This window comes from Paraburkholderia sp. BCC1884, from assembly GCF_900996225.1.
In the GTDB taxonomy this organism is placed as follows: Bacteria; Pseudomonadota; Gammaproteobacteria; order Burkholderiales; family Burkholderiaceae; genus Paraburkholderia.
This window is the reverse complement of the sequence record NZ_CAAJGL010000145.1, coordinates 162,720-182,194: the sequence shown is the minus strand read 5'-3', so window position 1 is coordinate 182,194 and position 19,475 is coordinate 162,720. Positions and strand designations below refer to the sequence as shown.

General features: G+C 62.7%; 19 protein-coding genes. 6 read left to right on the top strand and 13 right to left on the bottom strand.

All coding sequences use genetic code 11. The features are described 5' to 3' along the window. Positions 1-174: 174 nt before the first annotated feature. The gene (locus FQ705_RS31825; RefSeq protein ID WP_144148642.1) at positions 175-609 is read right to left on the bottom strand and encodes a VOC family protein; all 435 of its coding nucleotides are present in this window, start codon (positions 607-609) and stop codon (positions 175-177) included. 169 nt (positions 610-778) lie between these two features. On the opposite strand from FQ705_RS31825, the gene FQ705_RS31820 reads away from it, so the two are divergent. The 3 genes from FQ705_RS31820 to FQ705_RS31810 all read left to right on the top strand — a co-directional run bounded on the left by FQ705_RS31820 (position 779) and on the right by FQ705_RS31810 (position 2,902). After that, positions 779-1,654, top strand: coding sequence for a LysR family transcriptional regulator (locus tag FQ705_RS31820; RefSeq protein WP_144148640.1), 876 nt, complete (start codon positions 779-781; stop codon positions 1,652-1,654). A gap of 182 nt (positions 1,655-1,836) precedes the next feature. After that, positions 1,837-2,475: a LysE family translocator gene (locus tag FQ705_RS31815; RefSeq protein WP_144148638.1), complete on the top strand. Its 639-nt coding sequence runs from the start codon at positions 1,837-1,839 to the stop codon at positions 2,473-2,475. Positions 2,476-2,542: 67 nt separating this feature from the next. Beyond that, entirely contained in the window at positions 2,543-2,902 is a 360-nt protein-coding gene (locus FQ705_RS31810) for a hypothetical protein (RefSeq protein ID WP_144148636.1), read from the top strand. Positions 2,903-2,933: 31 nt separating this feature from the next. Here the strand turns inward: FQ705_RS31810 and FQ705_RS31805 are convergent, their stop codons facing one another. After that, positions 2,934-4,646, bottom strand: a complete 1,713-nt coding sequence (locus FQ705_RS31805) for a SulP family inorganic anion transporter (protein WP_144148634.1) — start codon at positions 4,644-4,646, stop codon at positions 2,934-2,936. A 543-nt stretch (positions 4,647-5,189) separates the two neighbouring features. Between FQ705_RS31805 and FQ705_RS31800 the strand changes: the two genes are divergently transcribed. Further along, a complete protein-coding gene (locus FQ705_RS31800) occupies positions 5,190-6,047 on the top strand; it encodes a PA4780 family RIO1-like protein kinase (RefSeq protein WP_144148632.1) in 858 nt (285 codons plus the stop codon). Here FQ705_RS31800 and FQ705_RS31795 read toward each other — a convergent pair. The 9 genes from FQ705_RS31795 to FQ705_RS31755 all read right to left on the bottom strand — a co-directional run bounded on the left by FQ705_RS31795 (position 6,044) and on the right by FQ705_RS31755 (position 16,174). Beyond that, positions 6,044-7,096, bottom strand: a complete 1,053-nt coding sequence (locus FQ705_RS31795; RefSeq protein ID WP_144148630.1) for a substrate-binding domain-containing protein — start codon at positions 7,094-7,096, stop codon at positions 6,044-6,046. The genes FQ705_RS31800 and FQ705_RS31795 overlap by 4 nt on opposite strands. 56 nt (positions 7,097-7,152) lie before the next feature. Beyond that, a complete protein-coding gene (locus FQ705_RS31790; RefSeq protein WP_186308094.1) occupies positions 7,153-8,337 on the bottom strand; it encodes an ABC transporter ATP-binding protein in 1,185 nt (394 codons plus the stop codon). 4 nt (positions 8,338-8,341) lie between these two features. After that, the gene (locus tag FQ705_RS31785; RefSeq protein WP_144148628.1) at positions 8,342-9,259 is read right to left on the bottom strand and encodes a carbohydrate ABC transporter permease; all 918 of its coding nucleotides are present in this window, start codon (positions 9,257-9,259) and stop codon (positions 8,342-8,344) included. Further along, entirely contained in the window at positions 9,259-10,200 is a 942-nt protein-coding gene (locus tag FQ705_RS31780; RefSeq protein WP_144148626.1) for a carbohydrate ABC transporter permease, read from the bottom strand. The genes FQ705_RS31785 and FQ705_RS31780 overlap by 1 nt, the downstream gene beginning before the upstream one ends. A gap of 9 nt (positions 10,201-10,209) precedes the next feature. Continuing rightward, positions 10,210-11,448, bottom strand: a complete 1,239-nt coding sequence (locus tag FQ705_RS31775) for an ABC transporter substrate-binding protein (RefSeq protein ID WP_144148624.1) — start codon at positions 11,446-11,448, stop codon at positions 10,210-10,212. A gap of 44 nt (positions 11,449-11,492) precedes the next feature. After that, positions 11,493-12,896, bottom strand: coding sequence for a GH1 family beta-glucosidase (locus FQ705_RS31770; protein ID WP_144148622.1), 1,404 nt, complete (start codon positions 12,894-12,896; stop codon positions 11,493-11,495). Between the two features lie 196 nt (positions 12,897-13,092). Continuing rightward, positions 13,093-14,310: a DUF2252 domain-containing protein gene (locus FQ705_RS31765; protein WP_144148620.1), complete on the bottom strand. Its 1,218-nt coding sequence runs from the start codon at positions 14,308-14,310 to the stop codon at positions 13,093-13,095. A gap of 43 nt (positions 14,311-14,353) precedes the next feature. Continuing rightward, positions 14,354-15,121, bottom strand: coding sequence for a hypothetical protein (locus tag FQ705_RS31760; RefSeq protein ID WP_144148618.1), 768 nt, complete (start codon positions 15,119-15,121; stop codon positions 14,354-14,356). 153 nt (positions 15,122-15,274) lie between these two features. Then, positions 15,275-16,174: a hypothetical protein gene (locus tag FQ705_RS31755; protein WP_144148616.1), complete on the bottom strand. Its 900-nt coding sequence runs from the start codon at positions 16,172-16,174 to the stop codon at positions 15,275-15,277. 425 nt (positions 16,175-16,599) lie between these two features. Here FQ705_RS31755 and FQ705_RS31750 point away from each other — a divergent pair, with 425 nt between their 5' ends. Continuing rightward, entirely contained in the window at positions 16,600-17,163 is a 564-nt protein-coding gene (locus FQ705_RS31750) for a GNAT family N-acetyltransferase (protein WP_144148614.1), read from the top strand. Positions 17,164-17,170: 7 nt separating this feature from the next. Here FQ705_RS31750 and ftrA read toward each other — a convergent pair whose 3' ends face one another. Both ftrA and FQ705_RS31740 read right to left on the bottom strand, forming a co-directional pair. Next, positions 17,171-18,136, bottom strand: a complete 966-nt coding sequence (gene ftrA, locus FQ705_RS31745; RefSeq protein ID WP_144148612.1) for a transcriptional regulator FtrA — start codon at positions 18,134-18,136, stop codon at positions 17,171-17,173. 48 nt (positions 18,137-18,184) lie between these two features. Further along, complete coding sequence (locus FQ705_RS31740) at positions 18,185-18,592, bottom strand: rhodanese-like domain-containing protein (RefSeq protein ID WP_144148610.1); 408 nt, start codon at positions 18,590-18,592, stop codon at positions 18,185-18,187. 247 nt (positions 18,593-18,839) lie between these two features. On the opposite strand from FQ705_RS31740, the gene mug reads away from it, so the two are divergent. Continuing rightward, positions 18,840-19,370, top strand: coding sequence for a G/U mismatch-specific DNA glycosylase (mug, locus tag FQ705_RS31735; RefSeq protein WP_144148608.1), 531 nt, complete (start codon positions 18,840-18,842; stop codon positions 19,368-19,370). Positions 19,371-19,475: the final 105 nt, after the last annotated feature.

Genomic DNA, 19,475 nt, shown 5'->3' with positions numbered 1-19,475 from the left:
CGAAGATGCGCGCCGTTGGCACCATGCTGGCGCGCATTGGTCGAGGCGGGGACGTGATCCATGCTCGTGGATTAAATTGCGCAAAGCAAATACTTAACGCGCGGTAATAAAAAAGCCGGTCGACCCGTTGGGCGACCGGCTTTTCATTTGCGCCGCGGATCGGCTTGGCGCGTCTTATTTGGCGAACAACGAGGACATATCGGCGAACGCCTTGAACTCCAGCGCATTGCCCGACGGATCGAGAAAGAACATGGTCGCCTGCTCGCCGACCTCGCCCTTGAAGCGCACGTGCGGTTCGATGATGAAGTCGATACCCGCTTTCTGCAGCTTGTCCGCGGCTGCTTGCCATTGCTCCATCGACAACACCGCGCCGAAGTGACGAACCGGTACGGCGTCGCCATCTACCTTGCTGGTCTGACGATGACCGGTTTCTTCCGGTGCCAGGTGAGCGACGATCTGATGGCCGTAAAAATTGAAATCGACCCACGCCTCCGAGCTGCGCCCTTCCGGGCAGCCCAGCAGTTCGCCGTAGAACTCGCGGGCGGCGGCAATGCTGTGAACGGGAAAGGCCAGATGAAACGGCGGCAGGACAGTGTCGGTAGCGCTCATGATGGAAAAGCTCGCTGTTTGATTAGGGGGGTTTCAACTGCGGTGGGTTTAACCGTGAATCCGGCGTGAATGCCGGGCCACACCGGAGAGCGTCAGTTTAACCATGACTAAAATTGGTTAAAAACGATATATATTTGACCTGACCAACACCAATTTCGATCAATCGACGATGCTGAGCGAACTCAAGACTTTCATTGCCGTCAGCCAGTACGGCACGTTTTCCGGCGCGGGCGCGCGCATCGGCCTGACGCAATCCGCCGTGAGCGCGCAAATGCAGCGGCTCGAAGAAGAACTCGGCTTTGCACTGTTCGACCGCACCGGCCGCTCGGCCACGTTGAACGACGCAGGTCGCGAAACACTCGCGCTTGCAGAAGAGATGATGACGCTCTACGCGCGGCTCTCCGAACGCGGGGCCGTCGGAGCCGAAAGCGGCATGCTGCGGATGGGCTCGATCGCGTCCGCGCAAGTCTCGTTTCTTGCCGACGCGCTCGCGCACTTTCGCGACGACCGTCCCGGCTGGCGGATTCGGGTCGTGCCGGGCGTGTCGCTGGGCTTGCTGGGGCAAGTCGATTCAGGCGAGCTCGATCTCGCCGTGATCATCAAGCCGCCCTTTGCGCTGCCCTCGGAACTCGAATGGCGCACGCTCGTCACGGAGGCGTTCGTGCTGCTCGCGCCGAAGGCGCTCGCGCGCGGCGGCCGTTCATGGCGTGAACTGCTCAGGAGCGAGCCGTTCATCCGCTACGACCGGACTTCGTTCGGCGGCAGACTGGTCGACCGATTCCTGCGGCGTTCGCGACTGAACGTGCACGACGTGATCGAACTCGATGAGTTGCAGGGCATCGTGCAACTCGTCGCGCGCGGTATCGGCGTGGCGTTGATTCCGAATACGGCGGGGCTTGGGAAGTGGCCCGCTGGCGTCAGCGCGCTCGATCTGGGCGACGTGACGTTTCACCGTGAGATCGGACTCGTGCAGCGTCCACGACATAGCCGGCAAGCGGTGGCGCAAGCCTTGGCCGATTGCATCGGCGCGGCGGCGGGCGTTTAAGCGGCGTTTGTACGATCGGCATCGGGCGTCGGGCATCGGCGCGATTGTGCTGTCACAGTGAGCAACAACTGTATCTGTGAGATTTTTCCGGCGACGCGCAAAATCAGTGCCCGTGCCTCGACGTCCATCGAAGCACACCGCGGCGAACCACGCCGTTCGCCACTCTGCCGCCGAGCTTGCCCATGACCGCCGCCTCCTTCCTCACCGCCGATGTCCTGATCGCCTATAGCGCCTACTTCGTCGGCACGGCGAGTCCGGGACCGAGCAACCTCGCGATCATGTCGCTCGCGATGAGCGCGGGGCGTCGCGCCGCGCTGACCTTCGCGCTCGGCGTCGTGTCAGGCTCGTTCTTCTGGGCGCTGCTCGCGTCGCTCGGATTGTCGGCGGTGCTCGCCACTTACTCGCAATGTCTGGTGGCGATCAAGATTGCCGGCGGACTCTATCTGCTATGGCTCAGCTTCAGGTCAGCGCGTTCGGCGCTGCGCTCCGCCTCGCTGCCCACCGGCACGACGCGCGCGGATGAGCCGCTCAAACGTCTTTATCTGCGCGGCCTGCTGCTGCATCTCACCAATCCGAAGGCGATTCTAGTGTGGCTATCGATTGTTTCGCTGGCCATCTCGCCCGCCGGCGGCATGTCGCACACCGCGCCCGTGGTGCTCGGTTGCATGTGCATCGGTGTGTCGGTGTTCAGCAGTTATGCCGTGCTGTTTTCGACCGATTCCGCACGGCGCATCTACGTGGCGATCCGGCGTTGGCTCGACGGCTCGCTCGCGATCATGTTCGGGATCGCCGGGCTCAAGATGCTGACGTCGAAAAACTGAGCACGCCTCGAACCGCGCCACGCCTCTGCGATACTGTCGCCATGACGAGTGAAGCGGATAAGCAAAGATGAGCGGCAGCCATGACCCGAACCAGGCAGCAAAGTACACACCCTTCCAAAAACGGCTTTATCTGACTGGCGCAGCAGGCCTGCTCGTGAGTCTGGTCGCGGCAGCTATCATCTATGCGCTCACGCCGCCGCCAGACAGCGCCGTGTCCACCTACAGCATTGCCGATCCGCGTTATCAGATCGAACTGCAGCGCATCGGCGGCAATGCGGCCGTGCTGATGGCGCAGCTTCATCAATGGTTCGACGGACTCTGGCACGGCACCGCGCTCGCCTGGACAGTGGCCGTGCTGGGCATTGCATTCGCGGGCGGCTGTTTTTTCATCGGCCATTTTTTCGCCGACGACCCCGCGCATCACTAATCGTCCCGCGTGCCGCGAACGTTAGAAAGCTTCAGGTTGCCGCTTTCACGTGCTGATCGGGCTTCTCCACGCCTGCGGTGGTCAGCGCCTCGTGCAGGGTGCTGAAAATGCAGCGTTCCTCGACAATCGCGGTGATGCCGTGCCGGTCCATATCCGAGCGTAAATAGCGGTTCACGCGCGCGAAGATCACTTCGATGCCCTCACGCTTGAGCGTCTCGCACAACTCGCCCACCGAGCGCGCGGCCGAATAGTCGAGATCGGTGATCGCGCTGGCATCGACCACGAACCAACGCACCGGGCTCGGCGCACGATCGACCAGGCGGCGAATATCGTCGACAAAAAAGTGGTCGTTTGCGTAAAACAGGTCGGCGCCAAAGCGATACACCATCAAACCCGGCGCAGTCTGAATGCCCGGCGCGGCCGGTACCGGCACCCACACGCCGTCTTCACCGGGGGCAAGAATCATCGTATGCGGACGGTAGCTGTGCCGCACATGGCGCAGCAACGACAAGGCGACGGCCACCAGAATGCCGTGCTCGACACCGATCAGCACTACGGCTGCGGCCGTGAACACGGCCAGCGTGAATTCGCCGGGACTTTCGCGGCGAATCGCAAACAGCGTCTGCAGATTGATCAGCCCGATCGCAATCGTAAACACGATGCCGGCAAGAATGCAGTGCGGCAGGTATTGCAGAAAGCGGCTAAAAAACAGCAGTACCACGACCACCACCACCGCGAAGATCAATTGCGCGAACTGGCTGCGAGTGCCGGCGCGATCGGCCATGGCCGTTTGCGTCGGACTGCCGTTGACCACGAAGGCGCCCGAGAACGCCGCCGCCGCGTTGGCCACCGCGATGCCGAGCAAGTCGGCGTTGGTATCGACGGACTCGTGGTATTTCTCGGCGAAGACGCGGCTCGCCGCAGCGCTCTGCGCGACGATCATCACGAAGCAGGAGGCCGCCACCGGCAGCAGGTCGAGCAGTTGTTGCCACGTCACCGACGGCATGCGCAGCGGCGGCAAGCCCCCCGCGACCGGACCGAGCACGGCGATACCGTGTGCTGCAAAACCGTAGATGTCGCTCGCGGCAATCCCCGCCACGACGGCGACCAGCGGCACCGGCGCACGCGGTGCGAAGCGCTTGCATAGCAGAATGGAAGTCACCACCAGCAATGAAATGCCGAGCGTGGGCAGATTGATCTGGGCCAACTCGCGCACCACCAGCGCAAGCTGGGCGACGCTGCTCGCGGCATGCCCCGGCACGCCGGTCATATCGCCGAGCATGGCGATTCCCACTTGCACGCCGACCCCGGCGAGAAAGCCGACCAGCACCGTGCGCGACAGGAAGTCGGCGAGAAAACCCAATTTGAAAATGCGCGCAATGAGCAGCAGCGCGGCGGTCAGGAGCGCGACCATGCCGGCAAGCGCGGCGTATTCGGCGCTCGAAGCCGGCGCCATGGTGGAGAGCCGGCTCGCGAAGATGGTGGCGGTGGCCGAGTCGGCGGCTACGATCAGATGCCGCGATGCGCCGAACAGCGCGAACGCGACAAGCGGCAGAAAAACGGTGTAAAGCCCTGTCACGGCAGGCATGCCGGCAATACGCGCGTAGCCGAGCACTTGCGGAATATCCATCGACGCCAGCTGGACGCCCGCCAGCGCATCGCGCGCTGCCCCGGCGCGGCTCAACGGAAGCACACCCTTCAGCATGCCGATGCGTGCCGTGATCCTGCCCAGAAAATCTGCCATACGCGATGCTGCCCCAAACTTAGGTTATCGCGCATCGTGCCGTGACTCGGCACTCGAAGGCAAGCGCTGCAGCGAGACCGGCTCGAGAACGACACCCGCCACGTTCCGCCTCAACCTTCGCCTCAACGTTTGATATGCCCCGTCAGCGGATCGACATGCCGCGCGAAACCGAACAACGCGACGATACAGATCGGACAGGCAACAGCGAACACCGCCAACATCACACACCCCGCAACGCATTAATTGCTGCGGAGTTTAAGCGCTCGGCCCAATAATTGGAGGCGCCAAAACCGCAAATGATTGTTGCAGACATTTACAATAAATTTACGGTCGGCCGTCAGGCGAACGTCCTACACCTCTCGATGACGCCGGACGCAACGAGCATCACGTGATTTTTAAAGCCAAACCCGGGCTCGTCACCCTCGCACTCCGGCCAACGCCCGCCTAACCCTTATAATCCCGCATGACCCGAATCCCGCACCTCCCCGCCTCGCACCCGGCCCCACATGGCCGCCGCGCCGCCCATCACGCTCCGGTGGCCGCATGAAGACGCCCAAACGCCTGCTCCCGCTGGTCGAAGAAGGCCTGATCGACGAAGTTATCTCCCAGCTGATGAGCGGCAAGGAAGCCACCGTCTACGTGGTGCGTAGCGGCGATGCCACGCGCTGCGCCAAGGTCTATAAGGACGCCAAGCAGCGCAGCTTCCGCCAGGCCGCGTCGTATCGCGAAGGCCGCAAGGTCAAGAACAGCCGTCAGCAACGCGCCATGGAAAAAGGCAGCCGCTACGGCCGCGAAGTCCAGGAGCAAGCCTGGCAGAACGCCGAGGTCGACGCGCTGTTCCAGCTCGCCAACGCCGGCGTGCGCGTGCCGCAGCCGTTCATCTGCACCGACGGCGTCCTGCTGATGGAACTCGTCACCGACGCCGACGGCAACGTCGCGCCGCGTCTGAACGATGTCGAGATGAGCGAGGAGCGCGCGCTCGAATTGCACGCGCGGCTCGTCAATGAAGTGGTGCGCATGCTGTGCGCCGGCATGATCCACGGCGATCTGTCCGAATACAACATCCTGCTGGCGGCCGACGGCCCGGTGATCATCGACCTGCCGCAAGCCGTGGACGCCGCGGGCAATCTCGAAGCGCCGGCCATGCTCGAGCGCGACGTCAACAATCTCGCGACGTATTTCGGCCGCTTCGCGCCGGCCTTGCTCGAGACGAACTACGGCAAGGAAATCTGGGCCCTCTACGAAGCGGGCGCGCTGCATGTGGAGGCCAAACTGACCGGCCGCGTCGAAGCCGACACCACGCCAATCGATCTGGACGCGGTGCTGCAGGAACTCGAAGACACGCGCCTCGACGAAGAAGCGCGCCTGCGCTACGAGCAGGAACTGCGCAGCGGCACTTAAGCGCTTTCCACGCCCGCGGCCTTGCGGGCCGACACCGTCGCGCCGGGCGCCTGCGCCACCGATTCGCGCATCGTCACGCTCACCGGAAACTCGCGGAAGATCTCCCACTCGGTCCGATAGCACTGGTTGACGAGCCAACGCACGGCGTTCTGCGTGAGTTCGGCGGTGGGAATGTGCACCGAGGTGAGACCGGGCGCGGCATACGCCGCTGAATAATCGTCGTCGTAGCCGATCACGGAGATCTCGTGCGGCACCGAAATGCCGGCCTGGTGAAAACGCGCCAGCGCGCTCACCGCCATCGTATCGTTCGCGCAGAAAAGCCCGGTAAAACGACGCTTTTGTTCGAGCAGGTGCTGCGTGGCAGCGTAGCCGCCTTCCGGCGAGAAGTCCGATTCGATCAGCACGACGTCGTCGCGCGCAATGCCTTCAGTCGCCAGGGCCGCGAAGAAACCTTCGAGCCGCATGCGGTTATCCGACGAGGTGAACGGCCCCGAAATCACCGCGATGTCGCGATGCCCATGATCGAGCAGCGTGCGCGCCGCGAGCTCGCCGCCGCGCCGATGGTCGGCGCAAAACGACGCGTCGGGCAACTGGTCGAACGCGCGGTTCAGGAACACCATTTTCGGATGCATGGCGTGCAGCATGATCAGGTCTTCGTCGAGCAGATCGTGGCTGATCACTACCACGCCGTCGCAATCGCGGCCGATCAGATAACGCACGGCGTCGATCGCCTGCTCGCGCGGCGAGAGTTCGCCACTGCCGGTCGCCACCACGACGTGCCGGCGCACCGCGCGCAATTCGGTATCGGTCTGTTTCAGAATGGTGCCGTAGTACGAGCCGAAGAAGGTCGGCACGAACAGACCGACCATGCCGAGCGACTGCGTCGCCATGGCTCGCCCGATCGACGACGGACGGAAATTCAATGCTTCGATCGCCGCTTTGACGCGGGCTGCGGCATCGGCCGAAATCGGTCCTTTGCCGGAAATTGCCCGCGATGCGGTCGACATGCCCACGCCGGCCAATGCCGCGACATCCTTGAGTGTAGCCACGCGGTTCTCCGTCAAGCCATGTTCTATCCAACGACGCCGCAAGCCGGCGCTGCGCGCTATAAACGCGCGCCGCTTGCTTCGTCGAACAGCGAGGCATGCGCGCTATCGAACGAAAACGCCACGGTGTCTCCCACCGCCACTGGCGTTCTGGTCTGATCAATCGACGCCACCTGCACGTCATGATAGTCGAGCCAGATGACGCGGTGGTTGCCCATCGGCTCCACCAGCGAAACTTTTGCCTGCTCGCTCTGGCCTTCGCCCAGCTTGACGTCTTCGGCGCGCACGCCGAGCACGCAGGACAACGACGCGGCGGGTGGTTTCTTGAAGGCGTACGCCGAGACGTCGAGGCGCCAGCGGTCAGTACGAAAATACACCGAGCCGTCGCGTGATTCGAGCGTGCCCTTGAGCAGATTCATCGCGGGCGAGCCGAGGAAAGTCGCGACAAACAGATTGTCGGGACGCGCGTAGACTTCCGCGGGCGTGCCGAACTGCTGGATCACGCCGCCGCGCATCACCGCCATGCGGGTGGCGAGCGTCATTGCTTCGACCTGATCGTGCGTTACGTAGATCATCGTCGCGCCCAGACGCTGGTGCAGTTGCTTCAATTCACGGCGCAATTCGGTGCGCAATTTGGCGTCGAGATTCGAAAGCGGTTCGTCGAACAAAAACACATCGGCTTCGCGCACGATCGCGCGGCCGATCGCCACGCGTTGCCGCTGGCCGCCGGAGAGTTGCGCCGGTTTGCGCTTGAGCAGAGGCCCGAGTTGCAGCATGTCGGCGGCACGTGTCACGCGTCGTGCGATTTCCGCCTTGGGCGTGCCGTTGATGCGCAACGCGAACGACAGGTTGCGCTCCACGCTCATGGTCGGATACAAGGCGTACGACTGAAACACCAGCGCGATGCGGCGGTCTTTTGGATCGGCCCAGGTCATGTCTTCACCGGCGATCTCGATGCTGCCGTCGCTCACGTCGATCAATCCGGCGATGCTGTGCAGCAAGGTGGATTTGCCGCAACCCGACGGCCCGAGCAACACGACGAACTCCCCCGCCTGCACGTCGAGATCGAGATTTTCGATCACGGTGTTGGCGCCGAGGCGAATCGTCAGATTGCGCACCGATACATTGGCCGGATTCGTGAGGCCCGCCGCGTCGGGAATACTCGCCGTACCGGTTGTTCCGGCGGCTTGCGCCCTATCCGCTTCATTCGCCAGCGCATTTTTCAGACTAGCCACGTGTGTCATCGCTCTATCCCTTGACGGCGCCGGACGCAATGCCGCGCACAAACCAGCGGCCCGAAATGAAGTAGACCGCGAGCGGCACCATGGAGGTCAGAATCGTCGCCGCCATGTTGACGTTGTAAAGCCGCTCGCCGGTAGTGGTGTTGATGATGTTGTTCAGTTGCACGGTCATCGGCAGGTTCTTCGTGCCGGCGAACACGAGGCCGAGAATGAAGTCGTTCCAGATACCCGTGACCTGCATGATGACCGCCACCACGATGATCGGCGTGGACATCGGCAGCATCAGTTGCATGAAGATACGCCAGAAGCCGCCGCCGTCGATGCGCGCGGCCTTGAACAGTTCCTGTGGAATCGACGCATAGTAGTTGCGAAACAGCAGCGTCATCACCGGCATGCCGAAGATCGTGTGAATCACCACGATGCCCGGCAGCGAGCTGAACAGATGCACGCTGGCCAGCACGCGTACGAGCGGATAAACCATCACCTGCACGGGAATGAAGGCGCCCATCAGCAGCACGCCGAACAGCAGGCCCGCGCCGCGCGGCCGCCAGAACGACAATGCATAGCCGTTCACGGCGCCGATCGCAATCGAGAGAACCGTGCTGGGCACCACGATGCGCACCGAGTTCCAGAAGCCCACCTGAATACCGTTGCAGTCGAGTCCGGTGCAAGCCGATTGCCAGGCCGCGCTCCACGCATCGAGCGTGAAATGCATCGGCAGAGCGAGCATGTTGCCCAGGCGAATCTCGCTCATCGGCTTCACCGACGTCACGAGCATCACGTAGAGAGGCAGGAGAAAAAACACAGCGGCGGTGAGCAGAAACGCGTAGACACCCAGACGCGCCGGCGTGAATGCCACACGACGGCGACGCCCTTGTGCACGACCCGGCGTGCCGCCTTTCAGCGGAGAACTGAGCGTGTTCATCATGCCTCCTTGCGCAACGCCGCGCGGCTGCGGGCGTAGAAGAACGGCGCGAGAATCGCCAGCACGGTGGCCAGCAATACGATCGAGGCCGCCGACGCGAGACCGATATTGGCGCGTCCGAACAGATAGTCCATGATGAACTTGGCCGGCACCTCGCTGGCCGTGCCAGGACCGCCCTGCGTCATCGCGACCACGGCATCGTAGAGTTTCACGACCATCACGAACAGCAGCACGAAGGCGGTGGAGATCGAAGGCCCGAGCATCGGCACGACGATGCTCGCATACACCCGCCAGCGTGGAATACCGTCGATGCGCGCCGCTTTCCACAGTTCTTCGTCGATTCCGCGCAAGCCCGCCAGCAACAAAGCCATCACCAGACCCGAGGCTTGCCACACCGTTGCGATCACGATGGTATAGATCACCCAGTCCTGATCGACGATCCAGTCGAAGCGTGCGTGCACGAAACCGAGCTTGTGCAACACCGACTGTGCGCCGAGTTCCGGATTCAGAATCCATTGCCAGACCAGCCCGGTCGCGACGAACGACATCGCATACGGATAAAGAAACACCGTGCGCAACGCGCCTTCCGCGACTACGCGCTGGTCGATGAAAATCGCCAGCAGCAAACCGATCACCATGCACGCCACGATGAAACACGCGCCGTAGATCACGATATTCTGCAGCGACAGCAACCAGCGATCGTTATTGAAAAGCCGCGTGTATTGCGTGAGGCCCGCGAAGTCGCCGGAAGGAAACGTGCGCGAATTGCTGAGCGACACGCGCGCGGTCCAGACCATCGTGCCGAGATACGCGAACACGACGGTCAGGACCATCGGCAGAAGCGCTAGCCACGCCGCGAACGGAAAGCGCTTCCTGAGCGGCTTGTTGGGCCGCGCGTTGCGTGCTTTCGATCCGGCGGCCGGCAACTTGAGCACGTGCATGGTGCGCCCCTAGCTCTTCAACGCATTGGCAAAGGCCTTCTGCGCGTCGTCGACCGACTGGTTCTTGTTCCAGAAGTTGGTGATGACGTCGATCAACGCGCCCTGCGTATCGGGCGAGAGCAACATTTCCGGATTCGGCAACTGACGCGACTTGTCCTTCATGATCGCCATGCCCTCCTTCGCGCAGATGTCGAGACTGCTGGCGTCCACGTCGGGACGAATCGGAATCGAGCCTTTCTTCGCGCTGAATGCGACTTGCGCGGACGGCGAGGTCATCACCGTGGCCAGTAGATTCTGCGCCTTGATCGCCGTGGGATTATCCGTCTTCGGGAACACGAATACATCGCCCGCGACCAGATACGGCGAGTGCGGACCAAAGCCCGGGAAGCAGCCGAAGTCCTTGCCCGCAGTCTGATTGGCCGCCGAGAACTCGCCCTTGGCCCAATCGCCCATGATCTGCACACCGGCCTTGCCGGAAATCACGAGCGCGGTCGCGTCGTTCCAGTTGCGGCCAGGCGAGCCGGGATCGACGAAATCATGCAGACGTTTGAAGGAAGCGAGCACCTTCTTGAAGGCATCCGACTTCACCGCGTTCACGTCGCCGTCGCGATACACCTTTAGATAGAGATCGGGGCCGCCCACATCGGCGAATACCGCGTCGAAGGTGATCTTTTCCTGCCACGGCTGGCCGCCGAGCGCGAGCGGAATCACGCCTGCGGCTTTCAGCTTGCCGAGATCGGCGATGAACTCGTCATAGCTCTTCGGCTCGGCGGCAATGCCGGCTTTCTGAAACACCGGCTTCGAGTAGAAGAACCAGGCCGGCATATGAATATCGACCGGCGCGGCATAGTAGTGTCCCTTGACCTTGATGCTGTCGAGGATCGACTGCGGGAACACGCCGCTCCAGTTTTCTTTCGTGGCGACCGCATCGACGTTATTCAGCAGGCCTTGATCGATGAGATCGTGAAACTGTTTGGACGTATTGAACTGCGCAGCCGTGGGTGGATCGCCGCCGACGATCCGGTTGATCGCGGTGGAGCGCGCCTGATCGGCACCCGCCACCGCATTGTCGACCCACTGGCCACCGGCCTTGTTATACGCATCGGCAAACTGGCGAATCGCGGCCGACTCGCCGCCCGAGGTCCACCAGTGAATCACATTGGCCTTCAACGGGTCCGCGTGTGCGACGACGCCATATAACGCCAGTGCTGCCACGACGCCTCGCAAGGCCATTTTCTTGCTGTTCATTCCGTCTCCTGTCAAGTCGACATACCAACCAGCTTCACCTGCTGTTATACCTGCGCTTTGCGCTCCTTCAGGAATCTGGACACCAGCTCCGCACTGCGTTTGACCGTGCGCTTTTGCGTCGAATAATCGACGTGCACGACACCGAAGCGCCGTTCATAGCCGAAGGCCCACTCGAAGTTATCCATCAGCGACCACAGGAAATAGCCGCGCACCTCGACTCCCGCCTTGATCGCCTGATCGACGGCGGCAAGATGGCGCTTGAGGAACGAGATACGCTGGGCGTCGTCTACGCGGCCATCGCTGACCTTGTCATCCGAGGCCATGCCGTTCTCGGTGATGTAGATCGGCGGCAGATTCCCGTAAGCGCCCTTGAAGCCGATCAGCAGATCGCGCAGACCGTCGGGATACACCTCCCAACCCATCTGCGTGCGCTCGACGCCTTCGAGCGGCACTTCCCTGAAACCATGCGCACCGTCGCTTTCGACATTAGTACGGAAGTAATAGTTGATGCCGAGAAAATCCAGCGGCGCGGCAATCGTTTTCATATCGCCGTCGAGCACGAGCGGTTCGGTGCCCGGCCACAATTCCCACAAATCTCGCGGATACGCGCCCTTGAGCAGCGGATCGAGAATCCATGCGTTGTGCTGAACCTCGAACAGGTGCGCCGCGCGCTGGTCGGCCGCGCTATCGCTGTTCGCCGTGCCACGGCCGATATTGGCGACGATACCGATCTGCGAACCCGGATCGTTGGCACGCAGCACGGGAACCGCAAGGCCATGTGCGAGCAGCAGATGATGCATGGCTTGTGTGGCAAAACGTCCATCGGCGAGACCCGGCGCGTGATGGCCGTTGCCGTAGCCGAGATAGGCCGAACACCACGGCTCGTTGAGCGTGGCCCACGCATCGACCGAGCCGGCCAGTTCGCGGCTCATCAGATCGGCGTAATCGGCGAAACGGTAAGCGGTGTCGCGGTTGAGCCAGCCGCCGCGATCTTCCAGATACTGCGGCAAGTCCCAGTGATAGAGCGTCACGAAAGTGGTGATGCCCTTCTCCTTCAGACGCGCCAGCAGGCGCTTGTAGAAGTCGATGCCCTTGCGGTTCGGCGCGCCGGAGGCGTCCATCACGCGCGGCCAGGCAATCGAGAGCCGGTAGCCTTCGAGGCCGAGCCCCGCCAGCATGTCGATGTCCGCTTCCCAGCGGTGATAGTGATCGCACGCGACCGCGCCCGTATCGCCGGCCAGCACCTTGCCGGGCGTCGCCGAGAAGGTGTCCCAGATCGACGGCAGGCGCCCGTCTTCGTTCACCGCGCCTTCGATCTGGTACGAAGCCGTGGCCGCGCCGAGCAGGAAGTTCTTGCGCCACAGCGATGAGTCCGCGGGCGGCGTAAAGGGATCGGCAAGTGTGTTGGGGGAAGTTACGTCGATGACTGCGGATGTGTCGATTGCCACGGATTCTCCTGCGCGGGGTCGTTGAACCGGTGCTGCGAAGCCCTGCTTCGCTCACGGCTTTTGCGCGAGTGGAAGCGCTTCCACACCAGACCAGCGAACGATATCAGTGGCCGATTCGGCGCGACAATCAGGGTTTGTCTGGAGCGATGCTGGCACGCACCGCGCTCCGATGCGTGACGCATTGGTCACGCATGGGTCACGCATTGCGCGCCGTTAAATTGAACGCGCCGCGATCGTAAGCTTCGCTATAGGCTTTCCAGTCGGCCGCGACCTGGGCCTCGCATTGCGTGGCGATATCGATCAGGCGCAACTGCCAGTCCGTGCGATTGCCGAACGCGATCAGATCATCGGCAATCGACGATTTCTGGCGCCCGCCGCTGCGCAGATGCGCCCACGCGCTCAACTCCGCCATGTTGTTGATCACCTCCTCCAGGCGCGGCAGCTTGCCGTCCCAGTCGCTCAAGGCCACGCGGTCTTCCGAGGGTTGCAGGCTGCGTAAAACATAGGAACGCTGATTGAAATCGACTGCGTGCAGAAAGGCTTGCGAAACCGCCTGATTGCGTCGTTGAATGTCGACCACGCGCTGCGCTTCGCTGTGCCACTTCGGCTGCGGCGTACGCACGTGCGGCGTGACCGACGAAGGCAGCGCTTCTTTCAGGTCGATCAGATAGTTACCGTCCGGCGAACCCTTACCTTCGACGAGGATCACATAGCGATCCACGCCAAGACTGCCCGTCCCGGCGATACGCCGCGCCACGTCGAGAATGCGATAGAACGCAGGATCAGGCTCGCCCGCGGCGAACGTGTTCATGAATTGCGTGACCGCGGCACGCTGTTTGTCGCTGACGGCCAGTGCCTTCTTGCCGTCCACCTTCAGCACGCGAGTCTTGCCCTTGAGTACGGTGCGCCGGTCGAGATGCGCAGCGCGAGTGCGGCTGGCGAGTGCGTCGAACAGATCGCGCACCATGCCGACCGCGCTCTCCTCTTCGATCCAGCGCGCCTTGCCGAACGCGAGCGCGCGCCCATAGGATTCCACTGCCGTATGGCACAGCGCGAGCGCTTGCGCGCGGCTCAGCTTGAGGTCGCCTGCCCCGACCAGCACGCTGCTCAGCAGGCGCACCAGTTCGTAGAGATTCGGCGCGAGACAGGCCTCGTCGAAATCGTTGTTGTCGAAATAGACGAGGCGATTGTCGCCCTTGTAGCTACCGAAGTTTTCCAGATGCATGTCGCCGCAGATCCACACCGGCGGCGCCTCGTCGAGCACCTTGTCTTGCGGCAAGCGTTCATAAAACAGATGACAGGTGCCGCGCAAAAATACGAACGGCGAACTGCGCATGGCCTTGTATTTCATGGCCAGCCGTTCGGGATCGCGCCCCGCGTTGAAGTTGGCGATGGTCTTCGCGATATCCAGCATGTCTTGCCTCCTGCATGCGGCCACCGGCCGCTTACTTCAGTGTTCAACGCGGTCGCATCGACTCCGCGAGCGCATGAAGATTGAGTGGCTTCACACGAATCACGCCGCCGCGCGGACTGTCGATATCCGCGATCAGCGCGAACGACAACGACACCACCAGCGGCACGATCAGGAGTAACCCCGCGCCCGCTTTCAGGGCTTTCGCGCCATAGCCCACCAGCACATTGGCGCACATCGCCATGAGCGTCATGAGCGCCCAGGCGGCAACGGGAATCCGATTCCACCACGCGGCCTGCGTATAGCCCTGCGTGTTCAGCACATCGTTCATCCCGCCGACGGCAAGCGCCACGACAGGTGTCGGCTGCGCAACGGCGGCGTTCCTGACCGCGGTCCACATGGCGTTCTGCAGGCGTTCGGTTTCGTTGTTGACGCTGGCCAGTTCGTCGGCGTCGCGCGTCGTATAGAACAGCACGCGCTGCTCGACGTAGGCTTTGAGCATGCCCTGAATGTTCGCCGCGTCGGCCGCCGGCAGCAATTCCGCGCGCACGTATTCCGTGCCGATCGCGTTGGCCTCTTCTTCCTCGTAGTTCTTGCGCTGATCGTAGCGGCCCACCGCCATCGAGAACGTGAAACCGATGAGCAGTGCCAGCAGCGTGAGCGTGGCCGCCTGAATCACGCCGAAGTCTTCGCGTGCGTCGTCCTCGATTTTTTTGTAGCGCCGTAGCAGCACCGCGCCGAACCGCGCCGACAGCCACATCGCGAGGAGAGCGACGATAAAGATCAGCGCCGGGTAGTCGAGAAGAGTTGGCATGGGCGAGCGTTTTTCTCAGATCGGGTGGACGGGCAACGCTTTCTGGCGACGATAGAACGGGCACGACCTCCGCATCATAAGCGCCGCAACGGCGTCATGAACAGCGATGCCGTGCATAACGACGCCACGCGACGGCTCGTGGCAAGCCGACCGTCAGGAGCCCGTCATCAGATAGTAACGCCCGTCGGCGCTCACGTTGGCGCCGAAACCGCATTCCGTCATTGCGCCGTGCGTGCTCACGTCGAGCGTCTCCGGCGCGGAGAGCCGGAATTCGATCAGGCATTTGTCCTCGCGTTTATCGTATGGCGCAAGGTTGGTGATTCTGCCGGTGGCGTCGAGCGGCGCGGCGCCCGCCGAGTCCGATACGACGACCCGCGCCACGCCGTCGTAAAAGCGCACATAGGCCGACAGGCTGCCCATGTTCGCACTCGCTTCGCCTTGCGCGTCAACGGTTGGATAGACGAAGTCGCCGTCGATCCGGTAGACGCCGTGGCGCCCCTTCACCGGCTTGACCGCGATGCTGTTCCAGGCGCCGAAGAACATATAGCGGGCATAGCGCGCGCCGCCGGGCGGCAGCGTGCTGACCACCGCCTTCTCCGAGATCGCTTCCAGGCGCTCGCGCGCGGCGGCCACGGCACGGCCGAGCAGCGCGTCGCCAGGATAGTCGTCGCCGCGACCGATCGCGGTCCGGTAGTAGGCGCGCGCGTCGGACAACGCACCCAGCTTCTGTTGCACGTCGCCCTGATGGACGAGCGCCATCGCCACGCGCGCCCGCGCCGAACTGGTGGCTTTGGGCGAGTTCTCCTCGGCGGCTTGCATGACCGTGGCCTCGGCGAGCGCGGCTTCCATCGCGACCAGCGTTTGCGCCTCCTGCACCTGCCCCGCTTCGAGCGCGGCCACGCCGAGCGCTGCGCACGACGCATTGGTGCGGCAGGGCACGTCCTTACCCGACAGAAGACTGCGGCGATACAGATCGGCGCGCGATTCCGGCGCCTGGGTCGCGGCATATCCCCACGCGGGCACGAGCACGGCACCAGTGCTGAGTAGAGCCACGAGAACTGCGGCAACGACAGTTTTGACGTTCATGAGGAAAAGAAGGACGGTGGCGGTGACGTGTTTCGATGACCCGTTCGAACACGTGTTTTGTATTGCCTTATGCGCGTCGCGTTCGACACGAGACAGCGTCGACGCTGGGCGTGATGCTGACAGAAAAACGTCGATTGCGCGACCAGTTCCGGACTATCGGGTCGAAGGAAAGACACGCGCAATGCCGCTTGCATCAAGCGTAGCGCATACCAGGTCCAAATAATCGATGCGTCTTGATGATTTGCCGTTTTACTTCGTAATGTGGCATTTTATTGCGCCGACCTTTGCGTCGACTACGCCTACCCACGACGCTACTGGCGACTATCTTTTCGCACGGACACAAAACACAATAGAGCCGGTCAACCGTGCCCGATTCCAGCAAAAATCCAGTCATGCTCAAAAGCACTTTTCGCGACACGCCGTTTCGATCCTTTTCCCTCGAAACGGAACGCCTGCATCTGACCGTACCCACGCTCGACGATTTCGACGACATGCACGCGATGTGGTCGGATATGCGCGTGGTCGGCAAGGTAACCGGGCGGCCGTATTCCGAAGAGGAGATCTGGGCGCGCATCCACCGCATTGTTGGGCATTGGGCGCTGATGGGTTATGGGCACTGGGTCGTACGGAAGAAAAGCAGCGGCAAATTCGTCGGCGAAATCGGTCTCTTTCACTTCAACCGGAAGCTCGGGCCGAGATTCGACAACACCCGGGAAATCGGCTGGATGATTGCGCACGAATCCCAACAGCGCGGCTATGCAAGCGAGGCCGTGACTGCCGCTTTGGCCTGGCTCGACCGCGAGGGCACAGGCACGGAAACGGTATGCATGATCGCACCGGACAACCTCGCGTCGCTGGTCCTGGCGAAGAAATTCGGCTACGAGGTCTTCGATGAAGTGGTCTACAAGCAGGAGCCGATGCGGGTCCTGCGCAGGCGTGCCCGAACGGCGGAATGATGCGCAGCTAGGCCGCTTTTCCGGCCCCGAAGCGCTTCCGGTAGGCACTCGGACTCGTCAAGGCAATCCGCCGGAAGTGCCGCCTCAGCGATTCCTCCGAGCCGAAACCCGCCAACTCCGCGACGCGTGCCATGGTGATCGGCGGATTCGCTTCGAGCAGTTCGCGAGCTATCGCCACCCGCTCGCGCACGAGCCATTCATACGGCGCCATGCCGGTGGCGTCGTGAAACTGCCGCTGCAGCGTACGCGGACTCATCGCCGCGTGTTCGGCGAGCGAGCGCAAGCTGTGCGGCAAGGCCGGATGACCGCGCACCCAGTCCATCAGCCTCGCCAGACGCCCGCTTTCGTCCTGCGGCATGGGGCGCGGCACGAACTGCGCCTGGCCGCCGTCGCGATGCGGCGGTACGACGAGCCGCTGCGCGACCCGGTTCGCCACCGTTGTGCCGTAGTCGCGTCGCACCAGATGCAGCAACATGTCGAGGCCCGCGGCCGATCCCGCCGAGGTGATGATGTTGCCTTCGTCGACATAGAGCGAGTCGGGCTGCACGCGTATTTGCGGATAGCGTTGCTGTAGTTTCCCGGCGTAGCGCCAGTGGGTCGTGACGGTCTTGCCGTCGAGCACACCCGCCGCGGCCAGCACGAACACGCCTGAGCAGATCGAACACAACCGCGCGCCACGTCGATGAGCCGCGCGAATCTTTTTGAGCAGGGGTTCGGGCGGCAGTTCGTCCGCATCGCGCCAACCCGGAATGACGATGGTGTCGGCACGATCCAGCAGCTTGAGGGTGTAAGGCGCGGCGACGGTGATGCCGCCCGCCGCCCGCAGTGGACCGGATTCGCCGGCGCACACGGCGAAGCGATACCAGTCGACGCCGAGTTCGGGGCGCTCCAGGGCAAACAGTTCGGTCACACAGCCGAACTCGAAGGTGCAGAGCCGGTCGTATGCCGTGGCGACGACGAGATGGGGTTTCATGGCGCAATGTTACCGGAGATGCGCATTGCGCCAAGCGTCTTTCAGGCCTTACCGGGCATCGACAGCCGCCAGTTCGAAACTTTCGTCGAGCCAGCCCGTCACGCCACCGATCATGACTTTGACGGGGCGGCCCAACTCCGCCAACCGGATCGCCCCACGCGTCGCGCCGTTGCAATGCGGACCTGCGCAGTAAGTGACGAATAGCGTATCGAGCGGGTACTCGGCGAGTTTCGACGCGACGATCTTGCCATGCGGCAGGTTCACGGCGCCCGGCACATGGCCGCGTGCGAATAACGCGGGACCACGGACGTCGAGCAGCACGAAATCGACGGCACCCGGCGGGCCGGCGAAGGCCGCGTGGACATCGGAACAGTCGGTTTCAAAGGCGAGCGACTCGCGATAGCGGGCGAGCGCGGCGGCACTGCCGGCGGCGGGAACGGCGGACACGGGCGACATCGTCGGACTCCTCGAACGGTTGGGTTGAAGCGATTATCGAATCCGGCACCGGTCCACGACAGTGGCCAGATCGACAACTTCCGGCAACATCACGCCAACCTCGCGCCAACCTCGCGCTAACCCCGCGCCGTCACACCGAGGCAAAATCCTGCTCTGCGCCGATTGCGGTAAGCTCGCTCGCCGCTCGTAAGCGGGCATCAGGCAGCCGAGTCGTCAGGCAGATTGCACTTCAAGGACCGTTTCATCCATGACTCACGTCGAATCGTTTCCGTCTCTTCCCGATGTCATCGAACCGGGCTTGTCGCTCATCTTCTGCGGAATCAACCCGGGAGTCCGCGCGGCGTCGACGGGACATCACTTCGAAGGCAGAAGCAACCGGTTCTGGCGAGTCGTCCATCTCGCCGGCTTCACCCCCGAACAGATTCGTCCCGAAGACGACCGCACGCTGCTTGAATATGGCTATGGCCTCACCACCGTGGTCCCACGAGCCACCGCGCGCGCCGCCGAACTCTCGCGATCGGAACTCGAATTGGCTGGCGCGGGTTTTCGGCAAAAGATCGAGCAGTACGCACCGCGGCACATCGCATTCCTCGGCAAGATGGCGCTTGCAGCGATTACCGCAACACGCCATATCGAGTGGGGACTGCAGATGGAGTCATTCGGCGGCGCGCGTGCGTGGGTCTTGCCGAACCCGAGTGGACTGAACCGCGGCTTCGACCTCGACGCACTAGTGAGCGCGTACCGGGAAGTTCGCGTGACGATAGCGTCAATGCCCTGAGATCGCGCGTTGCGGCCTGCTGCGTGCGGCACGAATTGCGCAGGCATCAATCGCTAAGATATTGAAAATCAATTAAATAAATGCCGGAAACGGTCGATAACAAGA